Origin of the sequence: Actinokineospora sp. (assembly GCF_052390155.1) — a bacterium.
Lineage (GTDB): Bacteria > Actinomycetota > Actinomycetes > Mycobacteriales > Pseudonocardiaceae > Actinokineospora.
In genome coordinates this window covers 1-23,117 of sequence record NZ_JBQTHF010000078.1, presented here as the reverse complement: position 1 = coordinate 23,117, position 23,117 = coordinate 1, and the positions used below count along the sequence as shown (strand labels likewise).

General features: G+C 72.4%; 23 protein-coding genes. 12 read left to right on the top strand and 11 right to left on the bottom strand.

Features of this window, described 5'->3' with window-relative positions:
* Positions 1–133 precede the first annotated feature (133 nt).
* Both ACT4N7_RS25015 and cobA read left to right on the top strand, forming a co-directional pair.
* Entirely contained in the window at positions 134–619 is a 486-nt protein-coding gene (locus ACT4N7_RS25015; RefSeq protein WP_444831287.1) for a winged helix-turn-helix domain-containing protein, read from the top strand.
* 70 nt (positions 620–689) lie between these two features.
* Positions 690–1,910: a uroporphyrinogen-III C-methyltransferase gene (cobA, locus tag ACT4N7_RS25010; protein ID WP_444831286.1), complete on the top strand. Its 1,221-nt coding sequence runs from the start codon at positions 690–692 to the stop codon at positions 1,908–1,910.
* A gap of 229 nt (positions 1,911–2,139) precedes the next feature.
* Here the strand turns inward: cobA and ACT4N7_RS25005 are convergent, their stop codons facing one another.
* From ACT4N7_RS25005 to yaaA, 3 genes are all read right to left on the bottom strand, one after another.
* A complete protein-coding gene (locus ACT4N7_RS25005; RefSeq protein ID WP_444831311.1) occupies positions 2,140–3,675 on the bottom strand; it encodes a DEAD/DEAH box helicase in 1,536 nt (511 codons plus the stop codon).
* 324 nt (positions 3,676–3,999) lie between these two features.
* A complete protein-coding gene (locus ACT4N7_RS25000) occupies positions 4,000–4,971 on the bottom strand; it encodes a serine protein kinase RIO (protein ID WP_444831285.1) in 972 nt (323 codons plus the stop codon).
* A gap of 195 nt (positions 4,972–5,166) precedes the next feature.
* Positions 5,167–5,907 carry a peroxide stress protein YaaA gene (yaaA, locus tag ACT4N7_RS24995; protein WP_444831284.1) on the bottom strand — a complete coding sequence of 247 codons (741 nt, stop codon included), beginning with the start codon at positions 5,905–5,907 and terminating at the stop codon, positions 5,167–5,169.
* Positions 5,908–5,968: 61 nt separating this feature from the next.
* On the opposite strand from yaaA, the gene ACT4N7_RS24990 reads away from it, so the two are divergent.
* Entirely contained in the window at positions 5,969–6,928 is a 960-nt protein-coding gene (locus tag ACT4N7_RS24990) for a GNAT family N-acetyltransferase (RefSeq protein WP_444831283.1), read from the top strand.
* Positions 6,929–6,943: 15 nt separating this feature from the next.
* Here ACT4N7_RS24990 and ACT4N7_RS24985 read toward each other — a convergent pair whose 3' ends face one another.
* Complete coding sequence (locus ACT4N7_RS24985; RefSeq protein WP_444831282.1) at positions 6,944–7,309, bottom strand: VOC family protein; 366 nt, start codon at positions 7,307–7,309, stop codon at positions 6,944–6,946.
* An 81-nt stretch (positions 7,310–7,390) separates the two neighbouring features.
* Here ACT4N7_RS24985 and mtnA point away from each other — a divergent pair, with 81 nt between their 5' ends.
* Both mtnA and ACT4N7_RS24975 read left to right on the top strand, forming a co-directional pair.
* On the top strand, positions 7,391–8,371 hold the full coding sequence (gene mtnA, locus ACT4N7_RS24980) for an S-methyl-5-thioribose-1-phosphate isomerase (RefSeq protein WP_444831281.1): 981 nt from the start codon (positions 7,391–7,393) through the stop codon (positions 8,369–8,371).
* Positions 8,372–8,450: 79 nt separating this feature from the next.
* Complete coding sequence (locus ACT4N7_RS24975; RefSeq protein WP_444831280.1) at positions 8,451–10,187, top strand: proline--tRNA ligase; 1,737 nt, start codon at positions 8,451–8,453, stop codon at positions 10,185–10,187.
* Positions 10,188–10,197: 10 nt separating this feature from the next.
* Here ACT4N7_RS24975 and ACT4N7_RS24970 read toward each other — a convergent pair whose 3' ends face one another.
* The 3 genes from ACT4N7_RS24970 to ACT4N7_RS24960 are packed head-to-tail and all read right to left on the bottom strand — an operon-like array spanning position 10,198 to position 12,726.
* Positions 10,198–11,133 (bottom strand): hypothetical protein, encoded by a 936-nt coding sequence (locus ACT4N7_RS24970; RefSeq protein ID WP_444831279.1) that lies wholly within the window; start codon positions 11,131–11,133, stop codon positions 10,198–10,200.
* Positions 11,130–11,915, bottom strand: coding sequence for an HAD hydrolase-like protein (locus tag ACT4N7_RS24965; RefSeq protein ID WP_444831278.1), 786 nt, complete (start codon positions 11,913–11,915; stop codon positions 11,130–11,132). The genes ACT4N7_RS24970 and ACT4N7_RS24965 overlap by 4 nt, the downstream gene beginning before the upstream one ends.
* A 40-nt stretch (positions 11,916–11,955) precedes the next feature.
* Positions 11,956–12,726: a hypothetical protein gene (locus ACT4N7_RS24960; RefSeq protein WP_444831277.1), complete on the bottom strand. Its 771-nt coding sequence runs from the start codon at positions 12,724–12,726 to the stop codon at positions 11,956–11,958.
* Between the two features lie 106 nt (positions 12,727–12,832).
* Here ACT4N7_RS24960 and ACT4N7_RS24955 point away from each other — a divergent pair, with 106 nt between their 5' ends.
* A complete protein-coding gene (locus tag ACT4N7_RS24955) occupies positions 12,833–13,843 on the top strand; it encodes an ABC transporter permease (protein WP_444831276.1) in 1,011 nt (336 codons plus the stop codon).
* Here the strand turns inward: ACT4N7_RS24955 and ACT4N7_RS24950 are convergent.
* Positions 13,827–14,213, bottom strand: a complete 387-nt coding sequence (locus ACT4N7_RS24950; protein ID WP_444831275.1) for a RidA family protein — start codon at positions 14,211–14,213, stop codon at positions 13,827–13,829. The genes ACT4N7_RS24955 and ACT4N7_RS24950 overlap by 17 nt on opposite strands.
* 357 nt (positions 14,214–14,570) lie before the next feature.
* Complete coding sequence (locus ACT4N7_RS24945; RefSeq protein WP_444831274.1) at positions 14,571–14,981, bottom strand: secondary thiamine-phosphate synthase enzyme YjbQ; 411 nt, start codon at positions 14,979–14,981, stop codon at positions 14,571–14,573.
* Between the two features lie 23 nt (positions 14,982–15,004).
* Between ACT4N7_RS24945 and ACT4N7_RS24940 the strand changes: the two genes are divergently transcribed.
* Together ACT4N7_RS24940 and ACT4N7_RS24935 are read left to right on the top strand one after the other, a co-directional pair.
* Positions 15,005–16,030 carry an aminotransferase class V-fold PLP-dependent enzyme gene (locus tag ACT4N7_RS24940; protein WP_444831273.1) on the top strand — a complete coding sequence of 342 codons (1,026 nt, stop codon included), beginning with the start codon at positions 15,005–15,007 and terminating at the stop codon, positions 16,028–16,030.
* A 69-nt stretch (positions 16,031–16,099) separates the two neighbouring features.
* Positions 16,100–16,855: a hypothetical protein gene (locus tag ACT4N7_RS24935; RefSeq protein ID WP_444831272.1), complete on the top strand. Its 756-nt coding sequence runs from the start codon at positions 16,100–16,102 to the stop codon at positions 16,853–16,855.
* On the opposite strand, the gene ACT4N7_RS24930 is transcribed toward ACT4N7_RS24935, so the two are convergent.
* Together ACT4N7_RS24930 and ACT4N7_RS24925 are read right to left on the bottom strand one after the other, a co-directional pair.
* Entirely contained in the window at positions 16,856–17,314 is a 459-nt protein-coding gene (locus tag ACT4N7_RS24930; protein WP_444831271.1) for a ferritin-like domain-containing protein, read from the bottom strand.
* Positions 17,311–17,775 carry a hypothetical protein gene (locus tag ACT4N7_RS24925; protein ID WP_444831270.1) on the bottom strand — a complete coding sequence of 155 codons (465 nt, stop codon included), beginning with the start codon at positions 17,773–17,775 and terminating at the stop codon, positions 17,311–17,313. The genes ACT4N7_RS24930 and ACT4N7_RS24925 overlap by 4 nt, the downstream gene beginning before the upstream one ends.
* A gap of 226 nt (positions 17,776–18,001) precedes the next feature.
* On the opposite strand from ACT4N7_RS24925, the gene rimP reads away from it, so the two are divergent.
* From rimP to infB, 4 genes are all read left to right on the top strand, one after another.
* The gene (gene rimP / locus ACT4N7_RS24920) at positions 18,002–18,517 is read left to right on the top strand and encodes a ribosome maturation factor RimP (RefSeq protein ID WP_444831310.1); all 516 of its coding nucleotides are present in this window, start codon (positions 18,002–18,004) and stop codon (positions 18,515–18,517) included.
* Positions 18,514–19,518 (top strand): transcription termination factor NusA, encoded by a 1,005-nt coding sequence (gene nusA / locus ACT4N7_RS24915; RefSeq protein ID WP_444831269.1) that lies wholly within the window; start codon positions 18,514–18,516, stop codon positions 19,516–19,518. The genes rimP and nusA overlap by 4 nt, the downstream gene beginning before the upstream one ends.
* A gap of 21 nt (positions 19,519–19,539) precedes the next feature.
* Complete coding sequence (locus ACT4N7_RS24910; RefSeq protein WP_444831268.1) at positions 19,540–19,896, top strand: YlxR family protein; 357 nt, start codon at positions 19,540–19,542, stop codon at positions 19,894–19,896.
* 86 nt (positions 19,897–19,982) lie between these two features.
* On the top strand, positions 19,983–23,030 hold the full coding sequence (gene infB / locus ACT4N7_RS24905; RefSeq protein WP_444831267.1) for a translation initiation factor IF-2: 3,048 nt from the start codon (positions 19,983–19,985) through the stop codon (positions 23,028–23,030).
* Positions 23,031–23,117: the final 87 nt, after the last annotated feature.

The window sequence follows — 23,117 nt, the reverse complement described above, 5'->3', positions numbered from 1 at the left end:
CTCCGGTCGGTTCACGGGCATTGACCGGGCTCTGACTGTGTCCTGACCGGATTCTTGTAACGGAATCACGCCGCAGACGAATTTCCCTGTTAGTGAATGACGTCCGAAGTGGATTCCTGGGGGTGGCGTTCGGGTGCTCGGCAAGATGGACACGCCGCTGGTGCTGTGCGTGGGCACCACCAGCGATCAGCTCGCGGCGATCGCGGCCGCCACGCACGGGCAGGCCGCCGTGCTGTACCTGCCCGACGCCGCCACGCTGCGCACCGCGCTCGCCGTCGACCCCGTGGTGGTGCCCAAAATCGCGGCCCACCGCGTCGTCGAATGCGGCAAACTCCGGCTCGACGTGGACCTGCGCGAGGTCACCTGGCGGGGTGTGCCGGTGCCGATGTCCTCGCGGGAGTTCGACCTGCTGTTCACCCTGGCCGACGACCCCGGCCGGGTATGGTCGTTCGCCGATCTGACGACGCACGTCTGGGGGCGCCCCTACATCGGGGACACCCAGGCGGTCGTGTCGGCGGTCAAGCGGCTGCGGCGCTCGCTGCGGGAGGGCGCCTCCGGCGTGCGCGTCGAGTCGGTACGCGGCGTCGGCTACCGGGTCGTCGTCGCCGAACTGGCGTAGGGCCCGTCGCCGAATTGGCGTAGGTCACATGGTCGGTGGGTCCGCTCGGGCGACCAGGCATGCTGTCGCAATGGCAGTTGAGCAGCACTACCTGGTCGGACTCGATCTCGCGGGCCGTCGCGTCGTCGTGGTCGGCGGCGGCACCGTGGCCCAGCGGCGCCTGCCCAGACTTGTCGCGGCAGGCGCGCGCGTCGAGGTCGTCTCGCCCGAGGTCACCCCGTCGGTGCAGGCGATGGCCGACGCCGGGGAGGTGCGCTGGCACCGCCGCCCATACGCGCCCGGCGACCTCGCCGACGCCTGGTATGTGCTGTGCTGCACGTCGGATCGGGTCGTCAACGTCGCCGTCGCCGAGGAGGCCGAGCGCGCCCGCGTGTTCTGCGTCCGCGCCGACGCGGGCACCGAGGGCAGCGCCGTCACCCCGGCCAGCGGTACGCACGACGGCCTGCTGGTCGGCGTCCTCGCTGGCGGCCACCACCAGCGCTCCGCCGCCGTCCGCGACGGCCTGCTCGACGCCCTGCGCGAGGGCCGCGTGGCGGATCAGGTGGGGGCCGGTTCGCTGCCCGGTGTCGCGCTGGTCGGCGGCGGGCCCGGCGATCCTGAGCTGATCACGGTGCGCGGCAGGCGGCTGCTGGCGCGTGCCGACGTCGTTGTCGCCGACCGGCTCGGCCCCCGCGAACTGCTCGACGAGTTGCCGCCGAATGTCGAGGTCATCGACGCCGCGAAGATTCCCTACGGTCGCGCCGCCACCCAGGCCGCCATCAACGACGCGCTGATCACGCACGCGAAGGCGGGCAAGTTCGTCGTCCGGCTCAAGGGTGGCGATCCGTATCTGTTCGGGCGCGGGTTCGAGGAGTTGATCGCGTGCGCGCGGGCGGGGGTGCCGGTGACGGTGGTTCCGGGGATCACCTCGGCGTTCGCGGTGCCCGCGGTGGCGGATGTGCCGGTGACGCACCGGGGGGTGGCGCACGAGGTGGTGGTCGTGTCGGGGCATGTCGGGCCCGATGATCCGGCGTCGTTGACCGATTGGTCGGCGTTGGCGCGGCTGGGCGGGACGATTGTGTTGATGATGGGGGTGGAGAAGTTGGATCAGTTCGCGGCGGCGCTGATCGCGGGCGGACGGGAGAAGTCGACGCCGGTGGTGGTGGTGCAGGACGGGACGATGCGGAACCAGCGGGTCTTGCGGTCTACTTTGGACTCGGTGGCGGGAGAGGTTGTGGCACAGGGGATACGGCCGCCAGCGGTCACGGTGATTGGGGCGGTGGCGGGGCTGGTGTCCGAACTGGACGGTTAGCGTGGCGCGGCACCGATGGCCCGTGGTGGCGCGCATGGATCGGTGGGCTTTGCGGGGCGCGCGTCGAGCGGCGGCGCAATGGTGTCCCGGCTCGCTGTGCGGGACGGCCGCGAACGGCGTTCCACCGACCCTGACTGGCGAGCTTCTCGCGACACCTTGGGCCCGGCGGAAAGGGAAGGGCCGGTTCAAGACTGGGGAGTCTCGAAACCGGCCCTCGACCTTGTGGTGATCAGCCCCGGTCGGACTTGTACCGGCGGTCGCCATCGCGCCAACCCCGGGCGGGGGCGGCGGTGGTGCGGCTGTGGAACTCGCGGGTGCGGGGGGCACCCTCTCGGCGCGGGGCACCGTCGCGGAAGTCGCGGGTGCCTTCGCGGGACTGCTCGCGGCGGTGGTCGTCGCGCGGGTGGTTGTCGCGGGGGCGGCTGCCCTCGCGGCGGCGGAAGTCGCCGCCCGTGGTGCGGCGGGGGGCGTGGGCGCCACGGGGGCCGCCGCGCTGGGGGCGGGCGGGGGCGGCGCGCTCGATCACGGGCTCACCGCTGGGGGTGCGGGCACCCGTGATGCGGATCAGGTCCGGGTCGCCGGGGCGCACCTTGGTGGCCTCCGGCTTCACGCCCGCCTTGTCCGTCAGACGGACAACCGTGCGGCGCTGGTCGTGCGTGACGACCGTGACGACGGTGCCGGACTCGCCCGCGCGGGCCGTGCGACCGGCCCGGTGCAGGTAGTCCTTCGAGTCGGCGGGCGGGTCGACGTGCACGACCAGGCTCACGCCGTCGACGTGGATGCCTCGGGCCGCCACGTCGGTGGCCACGAGCACCGGCATGTCGCCGTCGCGGAACTGGCTCAGCACCCGGTTGCGGGCACCCTGGGTCTTGCCGCCGTGCAGCGCACCCGCGCGCACGCCGACCGAACGCAGCTTGTCGGCCAGCCGGTCGACATGGTGCTTGGTGCGCACGAACATGATCGTGCGACCCTCGCGCGCGGCCATCTCGGTGATGACGTCGGCCTTGTCCTGCTTGGACACCAGGAGCATGTGGTGCTCCATGGTGGACACGCTGGCGGTGGCGATGTCGACCGAGTGGGTGACCGGGTTGTGCATGTAGCGCTTGATGAGCTGGTCGACGTCACCGTCGAGGGTGGCCGAGAACAGCAGCACCTGGCTGTCCGGGTCGACCAGGTCGAGGATCTCGCGCACCTGCGGCAGGAAGCCCATGTCGGCCATCTGGTCCGCCTCGTCGATCGCGGCGAACTGGACGTCGTGCAGGATGCAGGTGCCCTGGCGGACGTGATCGGACAGCCGACCGGGGGTGGCGATCAGCAGGTCGACACCGCGCTTGAGGGCGTCGGCCTGGCGGGGGAAGGACATGCCGCCGACGGCGGTGCGGCACCACAGACCCAGCGACTTCGCCAGCGGGGTGAGCGCGTCGCTCACCTGCAGGGCCAGTTCACGGGTGGGCACCAGGATCAGCGCGCGCGGCCGCAGCGGGCGGGCCTCGCCACCGTCCAGACGCGACAGCAGCGCCAGGCCGAACGCGAGCGTCTTGCCCGAGCCGGTCTGCGCGCGGCCGAGCACGTCGCGGCCCGCGAGTGCGTCGGGCAGGGTGGCGGCCTGAATGGGGAACGGCTCTTCGATGCCCGCGTCGCTCAGTGCGCGCAGCAGCGGCTTCGCCAGGCCGAGGTCGGCGAACGAAACCGTGCCGTCCTCGTAGCGGCCTTTGCCGCTCTGGCTGTGCCGGGGCTTGCGGTCAGCCTGGTCGGCGTCGTTCATGGGCAGGGCAGAGTTCTGCACAGGGTCCTCTCCGGGACGTGGCACGTCTCGGAGGCTCCGCCCTCTTCGCAGGAGGCCGGCAGACATTCGCACAGACGGGCCCGGCGTGATTCTCACGCCGTTGGTGTGGTGTGGCACCGCTGGCCATTCCGGTCTCACATGGTCGAAACCGGGCGGGGAGCGCCAACGACGACGCTCACGATGCGTGTTCATCGTACCTGACGCCTGACCAACCCCGCGCATCGCGGGAGCAGGATCACTATTCGACCCGTCCCGGGGGACCGGGGTCAGACGCTGCGAGGCGCCGAACCCCGGCCGTCCCGGTCAGTCCAGACCGGCCGTGACCAGCAGGTGAGCGGTCAGATCGGCCGGGTTCGCCACGTCCTCCGGCAGCCCCCGCGAGCGGAACCAGCCCGCCACGTTGGCCACGTCGCGGCCCAGGAACTCCGGGCCGCCGGGGTTGGCGACCAGGTCGACCACCTGGGGCAGATCGATCAGCATCAGGTGGCCTTCGTGGACGAGGATGTTGTACGCGGACAGGTCGCCGTGGGTGAGCCCGGCCGAGGCGACCAGTTCCAGGGCCGCGACCAGCTGCGCCCACAGCTCGCGCAGGTCGTCGGGGTTCGGGCGGAGTTGCGCCAGCCGGGGCGCGGCCTGGTCCTGCTCGTCGCGCAGGAACTCCAGCAGCAACTCCGTGCCGTCGCGCTGGACCGGGTACGGCACGGGCGCGCCGATGGACCACAGCCGCGACAGCGCGGCGAACTCAGCGACCGCCCACTGCTCGGCGATCAGGTTGCGGCCGAAGGCACTGCGGTTGGCCATCGCGCGCGTCTCGCGGGAGCGACGCATCCGCCTGCCCTCCAGGTATCCCGCGTCGCGGTGGAAGAGGCGGTGTTCGCCGCTGCGATAGCGCTTGGCGGCCAGCAGACAGCGTTCTCCGTCCGGGACGGCGCGTTCGACGACGAACACGTCGGCTTCCTTGCCGGTCTTGAGGACGCCGAGTTCGGTGTCGGCGGCGGCGAGTTCGGTGACCACCCAGTCGGGGCGGGGGTGCGGGCCCTGCTCGCAGTCGCCCCAGGTGGACCAGCGGTCGGCGCCGTCGGGCAGTTCCTCGGCGGCGGTGTAGGCGTCGTCGCGGACGCGGGCCAGGCGGACGCGTTCGGCCTCGGTGAGCCGCCCGGAACGCTGTGGCTGGGGATCGTCGTCGAAGCCGCGTCGGCGCAGCTGCCGCGTGCGGGACGCGGCGTGGTCGTCGCTGGAATCGAAGTCGCGGTCGAGATCGGTGTGCTTGCGCACTGGTGGGTCTCCTTGAATCGGGAAGGATGCCCCACCGCGCGCCTAGCGGAGTGGGGCTGGTGGACCGGTCGATGCCTGGACCACCGCGACTGTCGTTGTCACAACCGTCTGCACAAGGCACCTCCCTGGCTCCACGGCGCTTCCCGCCGCTGCTTCCGCACAGTCTGCCCGGCCCGAATCGGGGCGGGCAACCGATTATTCGACCACCAGATCCAGCGCGCGCCTGCCCGTCGGCTCCAGGCGCAGGCCGTTGGTCCGCGCGATCGAGATCACCCCGCGCACCGACCCCGGCTCGCGCGGGGCGAGCGCCAGGGCGGCGGCGAGCCTGCCCTTGTACGCCTTGTTGAAATGGCTGACGGTCAGCCTGCGGCCCGCGCCGTCCTCGGTGACCACGCGCACCGTGACCGCGTCGGGGACGGCGGCCAGGTTCGCGTACATGCCCGACCGCAGGTCGACCACCAGGTCGTCCACAGTGGACAGCGTCCTGGCCAGGTCGGTCCGCCAGACGCCGCGCAGGCCGCCGATGCCGGGCAGGACGGTGTCGCCGGAGAGCCGGTAGGCGGGGATCGGGTCGCCCGCGCGCACCACCCCGAACAGCGCCGACGCCACCGCGAGCCGCCTGGTCGCGCGCGAGCGCTGCGCCCGGGTGAAGCCCGCGACGCCGAGCGCGTCGTAGAGGACGCCGGTGTAGCGCTCCAGCGCCGGGCGGGTGGGGGAGCGGCGCAGCGCGGCGTTGCGGGCCACCTCGTCGTTCTGTCGTTCGGACAGGTCGAGCGCGGCGCGGCTCGCGGGCGGGTCGGCGGCGAGCGCGACGAGCGCGTCGACCAGCCGCTCCCGGATCGGGGTCAGCTCGGGGAACGACAGCGCGGCCGGGTCGAGCGGGGCGCCCGCGCCGCCCTCGGCCTTGGTCTCCGACGGGGGGAGCAGTACGAGCACGCGCCGAGCGTAGAAGAAAACCGGTCGAGCCCGCCGCCGCGGGTGCGTACCGTCCGATGACGTGGACCTGACCTGGCGGCCGTTGCAGCCGGACGACACCGATGCGTGGGTGGCCCTGGTGGCCGCGGTCGAGGCGGTGGACGAGACCGGCGAGCACGAGGGCGCCGACGACTTCGCCGAGCTGGCGACCGGACTCGACCTGGCCGCGGCGAGCGTCGCGGCGTTCGACGGACCCGACATGGTCGCCCAGGGCGCCGCGTGGGTCCGCTCTGGGGTGACCGACCTCGACCGGGTGTGGCTGGTCGGCACCGTTCGGCCGTCGCACCGGCGGCGCGGTGTCGGCCGTGAGCTGCTCGCCCGGCTGGTGGACAGCGCGCGCACCCAGCACGCCGCCCGCTATCCGGCGGCGCGGCTGGAGGTGCACTCGACCAGCCACCAGAACAACGCCGGGCACCAGGCCATGCTCACTGCCGCCGGGTTCAGCCCGGTGCGCTGGTTCTTCGACATGCGCGCCGATCTGTCCGCCGCGCCGCCCGAACTGTCCATTTCGGACGGTCTGCGGATCGAGCCCTACCACCCCGACGTCGACGACGAGCTCCGGCTGACCCGCAACGACTGTTTCGCCGAGCACTGGGGCTCGACCCAGTGTGACGAGGAGTTCTGGCGGAACTTCTTCACCGGCAGCCAGTCGTTCCTGCCCGAGCACTCCGTGCACCTGCGCGACGAGGCCACCGGCACCATGGCCGCGTTCGTGCTCAGCCGGTTCCAGGCCGCCGACGCCGAGGCCCGCGGGCACCGCGAGATCTGGATCGGCGACGTCGGCACCCGCGCCGCGTGGCGGGGCCGCGGGATCGCCACGGCCCTGCTCGCGTCCGTGCTGGCCGAGGCGCGCAAGGCGGGGTTCGCGTCGGCCGGGCTCAGCGTCGACTCGGGCAACGCCACCGGCGCGCTCGGGGTCTACGAGCGCTGCGGCTTCGCCGTCACCGACCGCTGGACCACCTACGCGCTGCCGCTCGACTGAGGTCTGTCCGTCTGTTCACCCGTGGCGCGACCCCACACAGAACTCGTTGCCCTCCGGGTCGGCCAGGATCGACCACGTCAGCCCCGGCATGGCGTGCTCGTCCAGTACGGACGCGCCCAGTTCGACCAGGCGCGCGACCTCGGCGGGCCGGTCCTCGGTGTGGAAGTCCAGGTGGAGGCGGTTCTTGCCCGCGCGTTTCTCGTCCACGCGCTGCAGGCCGACGTAGACGGCCTCGCCCATGTCCTTGCCCTCGGGCAGCAGGAACAGGAACTCGCCGTCGTAGTCGGTGGTGATCTCATAGCCCAGCGCCGCGGTCCAGAACCCGGCGAGGGCGCGGGGGTCGGCGCAATCGATGGTCACGCCGCCGATGTCGATACTCATGGCGGCAAGGTAGACCCGGCCACCGACAATTCCGCACGGACGGTGATCCCGCCCTGGGGACAACCCCGCCATGATGGAGCCGTGCGCACCATCGACTGGCGCGACGACCACGTCGTCGTGATCGACCAGACCCGGCTTCCCGACGACCTGATCCTGCTCGACCTGCACACCGTCGCCGACCTCGTCGACGCGATTCGCAGGCTGGCCGTGCGCGGCGCGCCCGCGCTCGGCGTCGCGGGGGCGCTCGGCGTCGCGCTGGCCGCCGTGGTGACCCCGCACGACGTTCCCGCGCAGGCCGCGCTGGTGCGGGCCGCGCGGCCCACCGCGGTCAACCTGGCCTGGGGCGTCGACCGGGCGCTGGCCCGGCTCGGCGACGGCCTCGACGCCGTGGTGGCCGAGGCGCTGGCCGTGCTCGAAGCCGACGTGACCGTCAACCGCGCGCTCGGCGAGCGGGGCGCGGACTGGCTGTTGGGCCGGGTGGCAGGCCCGCTGAACGTGCACACGCACTGCAACGCGGGCGCCCTGGCCTGCGTCGAGTGGGGCACCGCGCTCGGCGTCGTGCGCGCGCTGCACGAGCGCGGCGCCATCGGCCACGTCTACGCCGACGAGACCCGGCCGCTGCTGCAGGGCGCGCGGCTCACCGTGTGGGAGTTGGGCCGCCTCGGCATCCCGCACACGCTCGTTGTCGACTCCGCGGGCGCCTCGGTGATCGCCAACGGCCTGGTGCACGCGGTCGTGGTCGGCGCGGACCGCATCGCGGCCAACGGCGACGTGGTGAACAAGATCGGCACCTACCCGCTCGCGCTGGCCGCCGCCCGCGCGGGCATCCCGTTCGTCGTCGCCGCCCCCGAGTCCACTGTGGACATGGCGACGCCGTCCGGCGCGGCGGTCTCGATCGAGGTGCGCGACGGCGCCGAGCTGACCGAGTTCGCGGGCACCCGGGTCGCGCCCGCGGGGACGGCGGCGCTGAACTACGCCTTCGACGTCACCCCGGCCGACCTGGTCACCGCGATCGTCACCGAGGCCCGGGTGGTCGAGCCATCGGCAGGCGGTCACCCGTAACCCGAATGCGCTGGCAGGCGGCCGGTCACTACGCTTTGCGGCACAGTTCGGGCCGTCAGTCGCCATGAGGAGCCATGCCGTGATCACCAGGATGTCGTCGCTGTTCCTGCGCACCCTGCGCGAGGACCCGGCGGACGCCGAGGTGCCCAGCCACCGACTGCTGGTGCGCGCCGGGTACGTCCGCCGCGTCGCGCCGGGCGGCTATTCCTGGCTGCCGCTGGGCCTGCGGGTGCTGCGCAACGTCGAGCGCGTCGTGCGCGAGGAGATGGACGCGATCGGCGGGCAGGAGATCCAGTTCCCGGCGCTGCTGCCCAAGGAACCCTACGAGGCCACCAACCGGTGGACCGAGTACGGCCCGAACATCTTCCGGCTCAAGGACCGCAAGGGCGCCGACTACCTGCTCGGCCCCACCCACGAGGAGGTGTTCACCCTCACCGTGAAGGGCGAGTACACCTCCTACAAGGACTACCCGGTCATTCTGTACCAGATCCAGTCGAAGTACCGCGACGAGGCGCGTCCCCGGGCGGGCATCCTGCGCGGGCGCGAGTTCCTGATGAAGGACTCGTACTCGTTCGACCTGGACGACGACGGCCTGTCGGTGAGCTACCACAAGCACCGCGACGCCTACATCAAGATTTTCGACCGGCTCGGCCTCAAGTACGTCATCGTCGCCGCCACGTCGGGCGCGATGGGTGGCTCGGCCTCGGAGGAGTTCCTGGCCGAGGCGGCGACCGGCGAGGACACCTACGTCCGCGGCAGCGGCTCCGACTACGCGGCCAACGTCGAGGCAGTGGTCACGCCCGCGCCGCCCGCTCGCGCGCTGGACGGCCTGCCCGACGCGCAGGTCCACCACACGCCCGACACGCCGACCATCGACACCCTGGTCGACTTCCTCAACCAGGCCGACCTCGGGCGCGCCTTCACCGCGGCCGACACGCTGAAGAACGTGCTGCTCAAGACCCGGCAGCCGGGCACGACGGAGTGGGTGCCGCTGGCCGTCGGCGTGCCCGGCGACCGCGAGGTCGACCCCAAGCGGCTGGAGGCGGCGCTGGAGCCCGCCGAGGTCGCCATCCTGGACGAGGCCGACTTCGCGCGGAACCCGTTCCTGGTCAAGGGTTACATCGGCCCGAAGGCGCTGCTCGACAACGGCGTGCGCTACCTGGTCGACCCGCGCGTGGTCACCGGGACCGCCTGGGTCACCGGCGCCGACAAGCACGACCACCACGTGATCGACCTGGTCGCGGGCCGCGACTTCACCCCCGACGGCACCATCGACGCCGCCGACGTCCGCGAGGGCGACCCGGCCCCCGACGGCAACGGCACCCTGGTCGCCGCGCGCGGCATCGAGATCGGCCATGTCTTCCAGCTCGGCCGCAAGTACGCCGACGCCTTCGCCCTCGACGCCCTCGGACCCGACGCCAAGCCCGTCAGGATCACCATGGGCTCCTACGGCCTCGGCGTGTCCCGCGTGGTCGCCGCGATCGTCGAGCAGAGCCACGACGAGCTGGGCATCGTGTGGCCGAAGGCCGTGGCGCCCTACGACATCCACCTGGTTGTCGCGGGCAAGGACGAGACGCTGAAGGCCGGTGGGGAGCAGTTGGCCGCGGATCTGGACGCCGCGGGCTTCAGCGTGCTGCTCGACGACCGCGCGGCGTCCCCGGGCGTGAAGTTCAAGGACGCCGAGCTGATCGGCATCCCGACGATCGTCGTGGTCGGCCGCGGGCTGGTCAACGGCGTGGTCGAGGTCAAGGACCGGGCGACGGGGGAGCGCACGGAGGTCGTGCTCGCCGACATCGTCGCGCACCTGCGGGGCTGACCCGCCGGGGTCACTCCTGGTACGGGCGCAGGCTGGCGATCACCTGCTGGGCGACGTCGGGCGCCAGCGCGTCCGGCACACCCTGGTCGGCGTACATCATGAACAGTGCCGTGTCGGCGCCGTTCTTGAACGCCACCGCGGTGAACAACACCGTGGGTGACGGGCAGTCACCGGGCTGGTCGACCGTCAGCGTCGCGGTCGCCAGGACGGCGTCGATCTTGCCCTGGGCGACCTTGGTGGACACCGGTTCGGTCGCCGTCACCGGGGACTTCGAGCCGTCCGTGTTCAGAGCCGCGGCCTCGGCGAACAGCTTGACACCGTTCTTAGCGGCGAGGGTGGTCTCCACCTTCCCGGCCGTCACCAGACCGACGCGACCGCGATAAGACCCCCGCACGCCCGTGCACGCGTCCGGCTTGTAGGTGGACACCCCGTGCATGGTCGCGGTCGGCTTGCCCTCGTTGTCCTCGAAGCCCACCAGGACGCCGGGCTTCTCCGGCTTCCAGCCGGGCGGCACGTCGTAGGCGACCTTTTCCTTGAAGGACAACACACCCTGCCACCCGGCGATCACCGGATCGACAGTGATGTCCGAGACCTCGGTCGGCGTCTTGGACGCTGGGGGTGGGCTCGTCGACGCACGCCTGCGGGAGGTGCTGCTGGTCGGCGCGGACTCGGTCGACTGGGGCGCGGCGACCGGCTCCGGGTCTGACCCGCCGGACGCCACGAACACGGTGACTGCCACGCCGATCACCACGACCATGGCCGCCACCAGGGCGACGATCACCGGCGTCCGGTTCGGCTTGCCCGGCTGCGGGTACATCCCCAACCCCTGGTAGCCGCTCGGCTGCGGGTGGCCCTGGGGCTGGAAGGTCGTCGGCCTGCCGGTGATCGGGTCCACTTGGTACTGCGGCTGCGGCTCCTGCCAGTACGGTCCCCCGGGGTTGCTCATGCCCCAGACGGTAGTTGGTGCGCGTTCACCCGGTCGCCGGAACCTGTACATCCGATCAGGGCGTCCAGCACGGCGGCGGTGTCGGACAGGTCGCGCAGCACCAGGTGCGCGCCCGCGTCGGCCAGCTCCGCCGCGGAGTGCCGCCCGGTGGCCACGCCGACGCCGACGGCGCCGTGGTGCAGGGCGGCGGCCACGTCGTGCGGGGTGTCGCCGATGACCACGACCCGGTCGGGCGCGAACCGGGTGCGGTACTTCGCGCCCGCCGCCGCCATGGCCGCGGAGACCAGCTCGTGTCGGTCGATCGAGAGCGAGCCGTAGCCGCCGACCTCGAAGTCGAGGTGGCGGTCGAGGCCGAACGGGGTCAGCTTGCAGTCGGCCAGCTCGGGCAGGTTGCCGGTGACCAGCGACTGCACGACGTCCGGGCGTTCGGCGAGCACGCCGAGGATCTCGGTGGCGCCGGGCAGCGGGCGCCCGAGGGTGTGCAGGTCGTGCCGGGCGGCGGTGGCGATCGCGATCAGCTCGGCGAACATCCGCTGGATGTGTTCCTCGGTCCGCTCGACGCCGTGCGCCTCCAGCAGTTCCACCGTGATCGACCGCTCGGTCCGGCCGGGGAAGGCGGGCACGTGCGCCAGCTCGATGCCCAGCACCGTGGCCAGCGCCTCGCCGTACCACCGGCGCCCGATGCCGCTGTAGTCGACCAGGGTGAGGTCGATGTCCCAGAGCACGAGCGTGGTCGGCGCGGCGGGATCGTCCGCCGCGCGAAGCCGGGTCTGTTCGGTCATTCGGCCATGGTGGCACGCCCCCCTGACGATGGGGCGCGGGTCAGCCGGGTCGGACGCTGTCCGCGATCGTCTGCAGGTCCGCGGGCGTGGTCGGGGTGGGTGTGGCCGGGCCGCCCTCCAGGTCGCCGTTGACCATCACCAGCCGCAGCGCGTCCGCGTAGTCGAGCAGCACGACGCTCACCCGGCCCTTGCTCGCGAGGCAGTCGTTGCCGGTGGTGACGATGGTGGCGTCGACCTGGACGCCCTCGACCGCCGAGCCGTTGTCGGCGGTGCGGGTGATCTTCTTCGGGGTGCCGACGGTCACCTCGACCCCGGTGCCGGTGCTGTAGAACTCGGTGCCGAACGCGCGGGCGAGGTCGGTGCCCGCCTGGTTGATCTCGGCGCGCGCGACCGTGCCGCTGCCGACGATGCCGCGGCTGTAGGACTTGCCGCCGCAGCGGTAGTCGCCGTAGCCCGCCAGTTGGGTGATGCTGACGCCCGCGACGGTCTGCAGCGTGATCGGCTGCGCGTCCTTGGCCACCGTCCAGGACTCCGGCACGGTGTAGCGCACCTTGGCGGCGAGGTTCTCGATCGGCTGACCGTCGGGCGCGGCCGAGGTGGTCGTCGTCGTGGTCTTCGTGGTTGTCGTGGTGGTGGACTGCGCGACCGGCGTGCCGCGCTCCCGGTCGATCAGCGTGATGGCCAGCACGGCGGCGACGATCAACACCACGGCGATCAGCGACCCGATGATCACCGGCTTGGTCCGGTCGCGCGGCGGCGGTGGCTCCTCGAAGACGCCGAAGCCTCGGTACTGGCCGCCGGGATAGGTCACGGCCGGACGATACCGCCCGCGGCGGGGTCGGGGTTTGACCCGGCGGCGGGGCGGGGCTACCGTTCGCGGTAAGAATTCAACACGTGATGAAACTCAGGAGGCGGAGATGGCAGGCTCGACATCCAGACGCCCCATCGCGCTGGTCTTGGCCCTGTCGGTCGCGGGAGCCGTGGTCGCCGCGGTGCTCGGCCTGCTCACCTTCGGCGCGCAGGCCACGGCCCGACCGGACGCCGTCCCGCTCGCCGTGTCGGCGCCCGCCCAGCTCCGGCCCGTCGCCGAACGGATCGCGGCCAACGGCGGCGACACCGTCGCGTGGCGCGTCGACACCCCCGAGGGTGCCCGCGCGCGGCTCGCCGACAAGGACGTCTACGGCATCCTCGAACTCGCCCCGACGTCCGGCGGCCTCGGCGCGACCGTCGTGCTGTCCGGTGCGGTGAACCCGCAGGGCACGCAGATCGCCCAACAGGTGCTGACCGGTGCCGCCCAAGCCATTGGCGGCGAAGTGCGCACGGTGACGGTGAACCCGGCGAGCATCGCGGGCCGCACGGCCCCGCTGGCGGCGAGCGCGTTGCTGTGGGTCGCGGGCCTGGTCGCCGCCGCGGGTTTCGTCCTGCTCGCCGCGCGCGCCGGGCTGCGGGTGCGCCCCGTCCACCGGCTCGGCCTGGTCGCCGGGGTGAGCGTGGTCGGCGTCGCCGCCGTCGCGGGATTGTTGGCACTGTGGGATTCCGCGCTGCCGCTGGGCGTGGACGTACTGGGCTTCCTGCTGCTGACAGCGGTCGCGTTCGCCGCCGTCCAGGGTGCTCTGCTGCGGTTGCTCGGCATCCGCGCCATGGCGATCCTCGGCCCGCTCTACCTGATCGCCCCTGCCGTCGCGGGCCAGGTGCCGGAGTTGCTGAATCCGGTCTACCGGGCGCTGCTGTGGTCGTGGACACCGTTCCGGTTCGCGGCGGAGGGGTTGCGCAGTCTGGTGCAGGGCACGGGTTCTGCGCCGGACGTGCGGCTCGGCGTGATCGTGTTGGCCGCTCTGGCGGTGGCGGGCCTCGCGGTGCTGTCGCTGCCGTCGCGTCGACCGGCGGATGCGCCCGAGCCGGTGCTGACCGCTACCCGGCCGCGATGACCTCGATCTCCACCAGCCAGGTGCTTTCCAGCGTCTCCGCCACGATCGCGGTGGTCGGCACCAGCCGCCCGCCGAGCGCCTCGACCCGCGCCTTGGCGTTCGCCGTGGCATAGGAGGCGTCGCGGAGGTAGCTCGTGAGCCGGACGATGTTGTCGACGGTCATGTCCGCGGCCGCGAGGATGGCGCGCAGGTTCGACCAGATCAACACCAACTGCTCGTCCAGGGTCGCGCCGGGCACGCCGTCCGGGTCGAGCCCCATGGTCCCCGACACGAACACCAACCGTCCGGCGTCGCGGACTTCGAGGGCGTGCACATAGTCGCGGGTGGCGGGGTAGACGCCTGCGGTGGGGCTGTGCGGGACGGTGTGCATGGACGGACACTATTGGCAGGCATCCGATCCCGGCGACCGAATTACCCGCCGACTCCTCCGTTCCCTGACCCGCACGCGATCACCGGACGCGACCCCACTTGATCAACGAGACCCCGAACGATGATCGACTTTAACCCCGCCTTGCGCGATCCCCAGTAGGGACAACCCCCGCCCGCCCTGGGGGCACTGCCCTGCTCCAGGCTATCGGCGCAAGGGCGTGGGGGCCAGGGGTGGCACTTGGCTGTGGATGGTTGAGTCGTATGTGGACAACTCGGCCGGTCGGGGAGGTGTACCCCCGGGAGGTATCCCGGGCGAGGTGATCTGTCGCCTGGTAGATGGCTCAGGCGGGGAGTTGGCTCAGCCCGGCAGGTAGCTCAGCCGGACCTTGCGTACCGGATTGTCCACATTGGTGTCCACCAGGCAGATCGACTGCCACGTGCCCAACGCGAGCCTGCCGTCCAGCACCGGGATGCTCGCGTACGGCGGTACCAGCCCGGGCAGCACGTGGTCGCGGCCGTGGCCGGGTGAGCCGTGCCGGTGCCGCCACCGGCTGTCGGGCGGCAGCAGATCGCGCAGCGCGGCGAGTAGGTCGTCGTCGCTGTCCGCGCCGGTTTCGATGATCGCCAGGCCCGCCGTGGCGTGAGGGACCCAGACGTGCAGTAGGCCGTCGGTGGCGGCGGCTTCGGTCAGGAAGCGCACGCAGCGGTCCGTCAGGTCGTGGACGACTTCGGCGGCGCCGGTGTGGATCTCGATTTCCTCGCTGTGCACGGAGCCACCGTAAGGTCGATGGTGTGCGCGCCGCCTTTGGGGAGAACTTCGCCGTACCGCCCGGATATCTCAACACCGCCAGCATCGGCGTCCCGCCGGGCGTCGTCGCGGACGCGCTGGACAAGGCCGTCCGGCGATGGCGGACGGGAGCGAACTCCGCGCCCGAGTTCGACGAGCCGACCGCCGTCGCGCGTGGGGCTTGGGCGCGGCTGGTCGGGGTGGATTCCGCGCGGGTCGCGGTCGGGGCGAGTGTGTCCCAGTTGATCGCCCTGGTCGCGGCCGGTATCCCGGACGGCACGCGGGTGGTGACGGTCGGGTCCGAGTTCACCAGCGCGACGTTCCCGTTCGCCGCGCAGGCCCACCGGGGCGTCACCGTCACCGAGGTTGCCCCCGCCGACCTCGTCGCGCGGGCGCCCGAGTTCGACCTGGTCACGGTGAGCGTCGTACAGTCCGCCAACGGCGCCATCGCCGACCTCGACGGCCTGCGCGACAGCGGGACCCGCGTGCTGCTCGACGCCACCCAGGCGGTCGGTTGGCTCCCGCTCGACCTCGGGTGGGCCGACTGGGTGGTGGGCGCGGGCTACAAGTGGCTGATGTCGCCGCGCGGCTCCGCCTGGCTCGCGATCCACCCGGACGCGGCGACGCTGACCCGGCCGATCGCCGCGAACTGGTACGCGGGCGACGACCCGTGGGACACCGTCTACGGCCTCCCGCTGCGACTCGCCCCCGACGCGCGGGCCTACGACCTCGCGCCCGTCTGGTTCGCCCAGGTCGGCGCGGCGGCCGCGGTGACCTGGCTGACCGGCCTCGACATGGCCGCGGTCCGCGACCACTGCGTCGGCCTCGCCGACGGGCTGCTTGCCGGGCTGGACCTCGCGCCGCGCGGGTCGGCGATCGTCGCGTTGGACGTTCCGGGCGCCGCCGACCGGCTCACCGCCGCCGGAATCCGGTGCGCGATCCGCGCGGGCCTGCCGCGGCTGTCGTTCCACCTCTACAACACCCCGGACGACGTCGACCTGGCTCTGGACGCGCTGCGCGACCGTGGTTGAGCAGCGCATTCGGACAAACCGCCGATGCGGTCTGACACGGATGGGGGACACCGTTTACCGTGAGCAGTCGTGTCAGACCCACACCGGCCAGGACAGGCTCCGTGGCCCGAGCAGCCCTACGGCCGCCCGGGCGAGACGGAGTGGATTCCGCGCGTCCAGGACGCGCCCCGCCGCGACGAGCCGTTCCGCTTCGAAGAGGAACGGCCCGCGCAGGTCACCAATCCCGCGCTGACCTGGGCGCTGCGCGCGGCCGGGCTGGTCGCGATCGCGGTGATCTCCGGGCTGGTCTGGTCCTACATCCGGGACGACTCCTCGTCATCGACGGCGACTCCGCCGGGCCCGACCACCGAGCGCCAAGAGGGTCGATACCAGTTCGCCGCGCACCCCGACCTGCAGAAACCCAAGGTCGACCGGGACTGCGCGGCGAACTCGCACACCAAGGTGCAGGAGTTCTTCGTCGGCAAGCCGTGCACCCAGCTCACCCGGGGTCTCTACACGACCACGGTCGGCGGCCGACAGGTCTTCACCGCGGTCACTGTCGTGCAGATGCCGACCAACGACGACGCCATCGCGCTGAAGAAGCTGGTCGACGGCAACAACACCGGCAATGTCAATGACCCGATCAGGGCCAAGCTGGTCCAGGTCGACGGCCTGGACAACGGGGTGGGCGGCGGCGGCTACGAGTCCGCGCAACTGGACCGCCTGGTGATCATCGTCGAGTCCGACTTCGCCCCCGCGGCCAAGCGCACCAAGGACGAGGACACCTTCCTCACGGGGATCAGCGGCGACGCCATCCGGCTCGGCCAGCAGATGTCGACCGGCTGATCACGGCTGACCGGGCAGCGGCGGCGTCAGAGGCGCGACCCCGGCCGCCTTGCGCCAGCGCGTCGCCCGCACGGCGGCGGCCGTCAGCGCCGCCAGGGCCGCCTTGCGCAGCTCGACGTCGTCCGTGCGCTCCAGCACGGACCGCCACGCCACCGTCGCGTCCTGCTCCGCGGCGACCAGCAGCGCCAGCGCGGACGCCTGGTCGGACACCGGCTGCGGCGGCAGGTAGGCCGCCTCCGCTGGCTCCGGGACGACCCCGGCCGCGCCCAGCAGCCGCCCGGTGGCGTCGCGGCGCGCCCGGTGGGCCGTCGCGCCCTCGCGGATCGACACGTCGAACGCGGCGGGCAGGAACGCGCTGACCAGCCCGTACACCCAGATGGCGGCGTGTTCGGTGCCGAGCGCCTGCTGCACGGCGGCCACCGTGTCCCCCGGCAACCCTGGCTGGGTCGGCTGGGTCATGCCAGCACCTCCCGCAGACTCGCGCACGCGGCGGCGACCGAGCCGACCATGCCCGCTCGGTAGCGGGGCACCGCGGGCACGACAGCCGCCGCCCCCTGCTCCGCCGCCAGCAGCGCCTCGATCAACCAGGTACGCGCGGTAGCCGGGTCGGCGGGCGTCGCGATCGGCGGCGCGGGGCTGGTGGCGGGCGACGAGGCCGCCGTGCTCTTCGGCGGACGCTCCCGATCGACCTCCGCCTGCAACACGGCCGCGTGCTCGGCCCGGACCCGCGCGACCTCGGCCGCGGGCGCGGCCAACTCCGCCACCCCGGCCGCGACGGCCTCGGCGGCGGCCGTGTCCGCGCGCGCCCGCACGGCCAGCTCGGCCAGCGGATCGGGTGGCGGCGGCCCGTCGGGCTCGCTCGTGCAGCCCGCCAGCAGGGGAGCCGCGACAGCCGCCGCTAGCACCGCGCGACGGGTCACCGGGGTGGTCCTCACGGTGTGTCATCCTGCCAGGCCCGCCCGACATTCCGAGACCATCGCCTGCGGCGGCTCGGTCCGGCGGGAAGAGATACGCTAGGTGACCACGGTCGGCGTGCGGTACCGCCGACCGGCCGACAATCGCACCACCGACCTGAACAGGGGAGCGGCCGACGTGGCCAACGACCGACATCGCGACACCGGAACGAATGTCGCGCCCGCGAGCCCCATGGGCGCGGCGCTGGAGCCGGTGGTGGCCGAGGCCGTCGCGACGACCGGGTTCGAGCTGGAGCAGCTCGACGTCGCCCAGGCCGGGCGCAAGCGGCTGGTCAAGGTCGTGGTCGACGGCGACGACGGCGTGGACCTCGACCAGGTCGCCGAGGTCAGCCGGGCGGTGGCCGCGGTGCTCGACGAGAACGACGAGGTGCTCGGCGGCCCCTACACCCTGGAGGTCACCTCCCCGGGCCTGGACCGCCCGCTCACCCGGCCGCGGCACTGGCGCCGCGCCCGGCTGCGCCTGGTGAAGGTCCGCCCGGTCGAGGGCGACGAGTTCGTCGGCAGGGTCGGCGCGGCCGACGAGGTGGCCGACGGCGGCGTGCAGATGCTGGTCGACGGCGCCCTGCGGCGGGTGCGGTACGCCGAGGTCGCCAGGGCCGCGGTCGAGGTGGAGTTCAAGCAGCCGCCCGTGGCGGACATGGCGATGCTCGAAGGTCGTGCATCCGGCACTGAGGAGGACGCGCGATGAACGTGGACATCGCCGCGCTGCGGGCGATCGAGCGGGACAAGGACATCCCGTTCGACACCGTGATCGACGCCATCGAGAACGCCCTGCTGGTGGCCTACAAGCACACCGAGGGCCACCAGTCGCACGCCAGGATCGACATCGACAAGCGCAGCGGCCTGGTGCGCGTGCTCGCCTTCACCCTCGGCCAGGACGGCCAGGTCGACGAGGAGTGGGACGACACCCCGGAGGGCTTCGGCCGCATCGCGGCCACCACGGCGCGCCAGGTCATCCTGCAGCGGCTGCGCGACGCCGAGCACGAGCGCACCTTCGGCGAGTTCTCCGCCAAGGAGGGCGAGATCGTCGCGGGCGTCGTGCAGCGCGACACCCGGGCCAACTCGCGCGGCATGGTCGTGGTGCAGGTCAACGACGCCGAGGGCGTGCTGCCCGCGGTCGAGCAGGTGCCGGGCGAGAGCTACGAGCACGGCACCCGGATCAAGTGCTACGTGGTCGGGGTGGCCAGGGGAAACCGGGGCCCGCAGATCACGCTGTCCCGGACGCACCCGAACCTGGTGCGCAGGCTGTTCGCGCTGGAGGTCCCGGAGATCGCCGACGGTACGGTCGAGATCCCCGCGGTGGCGCGCGAGGCCGGGCACCGGTCCAAGATCGCGGTCCGCTCGACGGTGTCCGGGGTGAACGCCAAGGGCGCGTGCATCGGCCCGATGGGCGCGCGGGTGCGCAACGTGATGAGCGAGCTGGCCGGCGAGAAGATCGACATCATCGACTGGTCGGACGACCCGGCGACGTTCGTCGGCAACGCGCTCTCGCCCGCGAAGGTGGTCTCGGTCACGGTCGTCGACGAGCGGGCGAAGACCGCCCGCGTGGTGGTGCCGGACTTCCAGCTCTCCCTCGCGATCGGCAAGGAGGGCCAGAACGCCCGCCTCGCCGCGCGGCTGACTGGCTGGCGGATCGACATCCGCAGCGACGCCGCGGCGCCGGCACCGGTATCCGGTTCGGCTGACTGAGCAAGACGGGATAGACTTTCAGTGGTTCATCGCCAGGAACCGGTCTCCGCACGTCCTCGCGGCGCAAGCCCCGTTCGGACCTGTGTTGGCTGCCGTGCCCGGGCGGCGGACTCGGAGTTGCTGCGGGCCGTGGCCGCGGACGGGGATGTGCTTCCCGATCCGCGGCGTCGGATGCCGGGTAGGGGAGCGTGGATTCACCCCGATCTCGGCTGTCTGGCCAGGGCTGAGCAGCGGCGGTCGTTCCCACGGGCCCTGCGGGTCCAGGGGCCGGTCCGCCTCGACGGCCTGCGGTCGGAGATCGAGCGGCTCGCGGGCAGTGTTGGTGCGAGGCATTCTCGCGCCGTGGCAGAAGACAGGAAGCAGGTCGACCCGTCATGAGTCAGCCGTGAAGCTGAAGACATGAACGCGCGACGATAGGACGAGGTCGACGGGACTGCCGCCGGCCTCACCAGACGAGGAGAGCAGTGGCAGGCAAGGCCCGTGTGCACGAGCTGGCGAAGGAGCTCGGAGTCACCAGCAAGGATGTGCTCGCCAAGTTGAAAGACCTGGGCGAGTTCGTGAAATCTGCGTCCTCCACCGTGGAGGCGCCGGTAGCCCGCAGGTTGCGGGATGCCTATCCCGGCAAGGGCGACGTGAAGGCCAACGGCCCGCGTCCCGGCCCGAAGCCGGCCCCGCGTCCGCAGGCGCCCCGACCCGAGCAGTCCGCTCCGGTCGCCGCCTCGGCCCCCCCGACCCCGACCGTGTCCGGCGCGCCGAAGCCCGGCGTGACACCCGGACCCCGGCCCGCGCCCAAGCCCGTGGTGCGGACCGAACCCGAGCCCGTGCGGGAACCCGTGCGCGAGCCCGCCCGCGAGCAGGCGCCCGCCGCGGCGGCGGCCGATCCGGTCGCCCCGCCCAAGCCCGCGCCCAAGCCCGCCGAGCGGCCCGCGCCGCAGCAGCCGGGTGGCTCGGTCGTCCCGCCGAAGACGCAGTCCCCCAAGCCCGGTCCGCGCGCGCCGCGGCCCGGCAACAACCCGTTCGGCGTCGGCGGCGGTGCTCCGGCACAGCGGCCTTCCGGTCCCCGGCCCGGTCCGTCCGGGCCGGCGGGCGGCGCCCCCGGCGGCGATCGCGAGCGGCCCGCGCGGCCCGGTGAGGGACGTCCTTCTGGCGCTCCCCGCGGCGACCGCGCTCCCGGCGGCTCGCGTCCGTCCGGCCCGACGCCCGGCAACATGCCGCCGCGGCCCAACCCGGGCATGATGCCGCCCCGGCCCGCCCGTCCCGCCCCCGGTGGCGGACGCGGTGGCCCCGGCGGCGGACCCGGCGGTCCGCGCGGCGGACCCGGCGGCGGTCCGCGGGGCGGTCCCGGTGGTGGCCCCGGCGGCGGTGGCTTCCGTGGCGGTCCCAGTGGTGGACCGGGTGGTGGCAGCGGTGGCGGTGGCTTCCGCGGCGGCCCCGGCGGCGGTCCCGGTGGCGGCGGCGGTGGCGGTGGCTTCCGCGGCGGTCCCGGTGGCGGTGGCGGCGGTGCTCCGGCCGGTGGTGGCGGTGGCTTCCGCGGCGGCGGTGGCGGCGGTGGCGGTGGCCGTCCCGGTGGCGGCGGCGGACGCGGCGGCGCCGCGGGTGCCTTCGGCCGTCCCGGCGGACCGTCGCGGCGTGGCCGCAAGTCGAAGCGGCAGAAGCGCCAGGAGTACATGGACAACATGCAGGCGCCCAGCGTCGGCGGCGTCCGCCTGCCCAAGGGCAGTGGCGAGACGATCCGGCTGGCCCGCGGTGCCTCGCTGACCGACTTCGCGGACAAGATCAACGCGAATCCGGCGTCCCTGGTGCAGGTGCTGTTCCACCTCGGCGAGATGGTCACGGCCACCCAGTCGGTGACCGACGAGATCCTGGAGCTGCTCGGCTCGGAGATGAACTACCAGGTCATGGTGGTCAGCCCCGAGGAGGAAGACCGCGAGCTGCTCGACTCGTTCAAGATCAGCTACGGCGAGGACTCCGGCGAGGAAGAGGATCTCCGGGCCCGGCCGCCCGTCGTGACCGTCATGGGTCACGTCGACCACGGCAAGACCCGGCTCCTCGACACGATCCGCAAGACGACCGTGCACGAGGGCGAAGCCGGTGGCATCACCCAGCACATCGGTGCCTACCAGGTCGCGACGTCGCTGGAAGGCAACGATCGGCTGATCACCTTCATCGACACTCCGGGTCACGAGGCGTTCACCGCCATGCGTGCCCGTGGCGCCCAGGCCACCGACATCGCGGTGATCGTGGTCGCCGCCGACGACGGTGTCATGCCGCAGACGGTCGAGGCCATCAACCACGCCCAGGCGGCGAACGTCCCGGTCGTGGTGGCGGTCAACAAGATCGACAAGGAAGGCGCCAACCCGCAGAAGATCCGCCAGCAGCTCACCGAGTACGGACTGGTCGCCGAGGAGTACGGCGGCGACACCATGTTCGTGGACATCTCGGCGAAGCAGGCCATCAACATCGATGGGCTGCTCGAAGCGATCCTGCTGACCGCGGACGCGGCGCTCGACCTGCGGGCGAACCCGGACATGGAGGCCCAGGGCGTCGCGATCGAGGCACACCTCGACCGCGGTCGCGGGCCGGTCGCCACCGTCCTGGTCCAGCGCGGTTCGCTGCGCGTGGGCGACTCGATCGTCGCCGGCGACGCGTATGGCCGCGTGCGGCGCATGGTGGACGAGTTCAACGAGGACGTCACCGTGGCCCTGCCGTCTCGGCCGGTCCAGGTGATCGGTCTGACGTCGGTTCCCGGCGCGGGCGACACCTTCCTCGTGGTCGAGGAGGACCGCACGGCACGCCAGATCGCCGAGCGGCGCGCGGCCAGGAACCGGGCGGCGCTCAACGCCACCAGGCGCAAGCGCGTCAGCCTGGAAGACCTGGACGCCGCGCTGAAGGAGACCAGCGCGCTCAACCTGATCATCAAGGGCGACAATTCGGGTACCGTCGAGGCACTTGAGGACGCGCTCACGAAGATCGACGTTGGCGACGAGGTCGAGCTGCGGGTCATCCACCGCGGCGTCGGTGGCATCACCGAAGGCGACGTCAACCTGGCGACCGCGTCCGACGCGATCATCATCGGGTTCAACGTCCGGGCGGAGGGCAAGTCGACCGAACTCGCCAACCGCGAGGGCATCGACATGCGCTACTACACGGTGATCTACCAGGCGATCGATGAGATCGAGTCGGCACTCAAGGGCCTGCTCAAGCCGATCTACGAAGAGGTGGAGCTCGGCCGCGCCGAGGTCCGCGACGTCTTCAAGTCGTCCAAGGTCGGCACGATCGCGGGTTGCCTGGTGATGTCCGGCGAGATCCGGCGCAACGCCAAGGCCCGACTGATCCGCGACAGTGTCGTGGTCCAGGAAGGTCTGCCGATCAGCTCGCTGCGTCGGTTCAAGGACGACGCGACCGAGGTCCGCGAGGGCTTCGAGTGCGGTCTCACCCTCGGTTCGTACGGCGACCTGCGGGTCGGCGACCTGATCGAGACCTACGAGATGCGCGAGAAGCCGCGCGGCTGATGCCGAATTGCCGGGGTGGCCGCGGTCGCGGGCCCCCCCGGCCGACTTTCAACCCGTGTTGCCGGTTGTATGTCGGTGCCCGGGAGC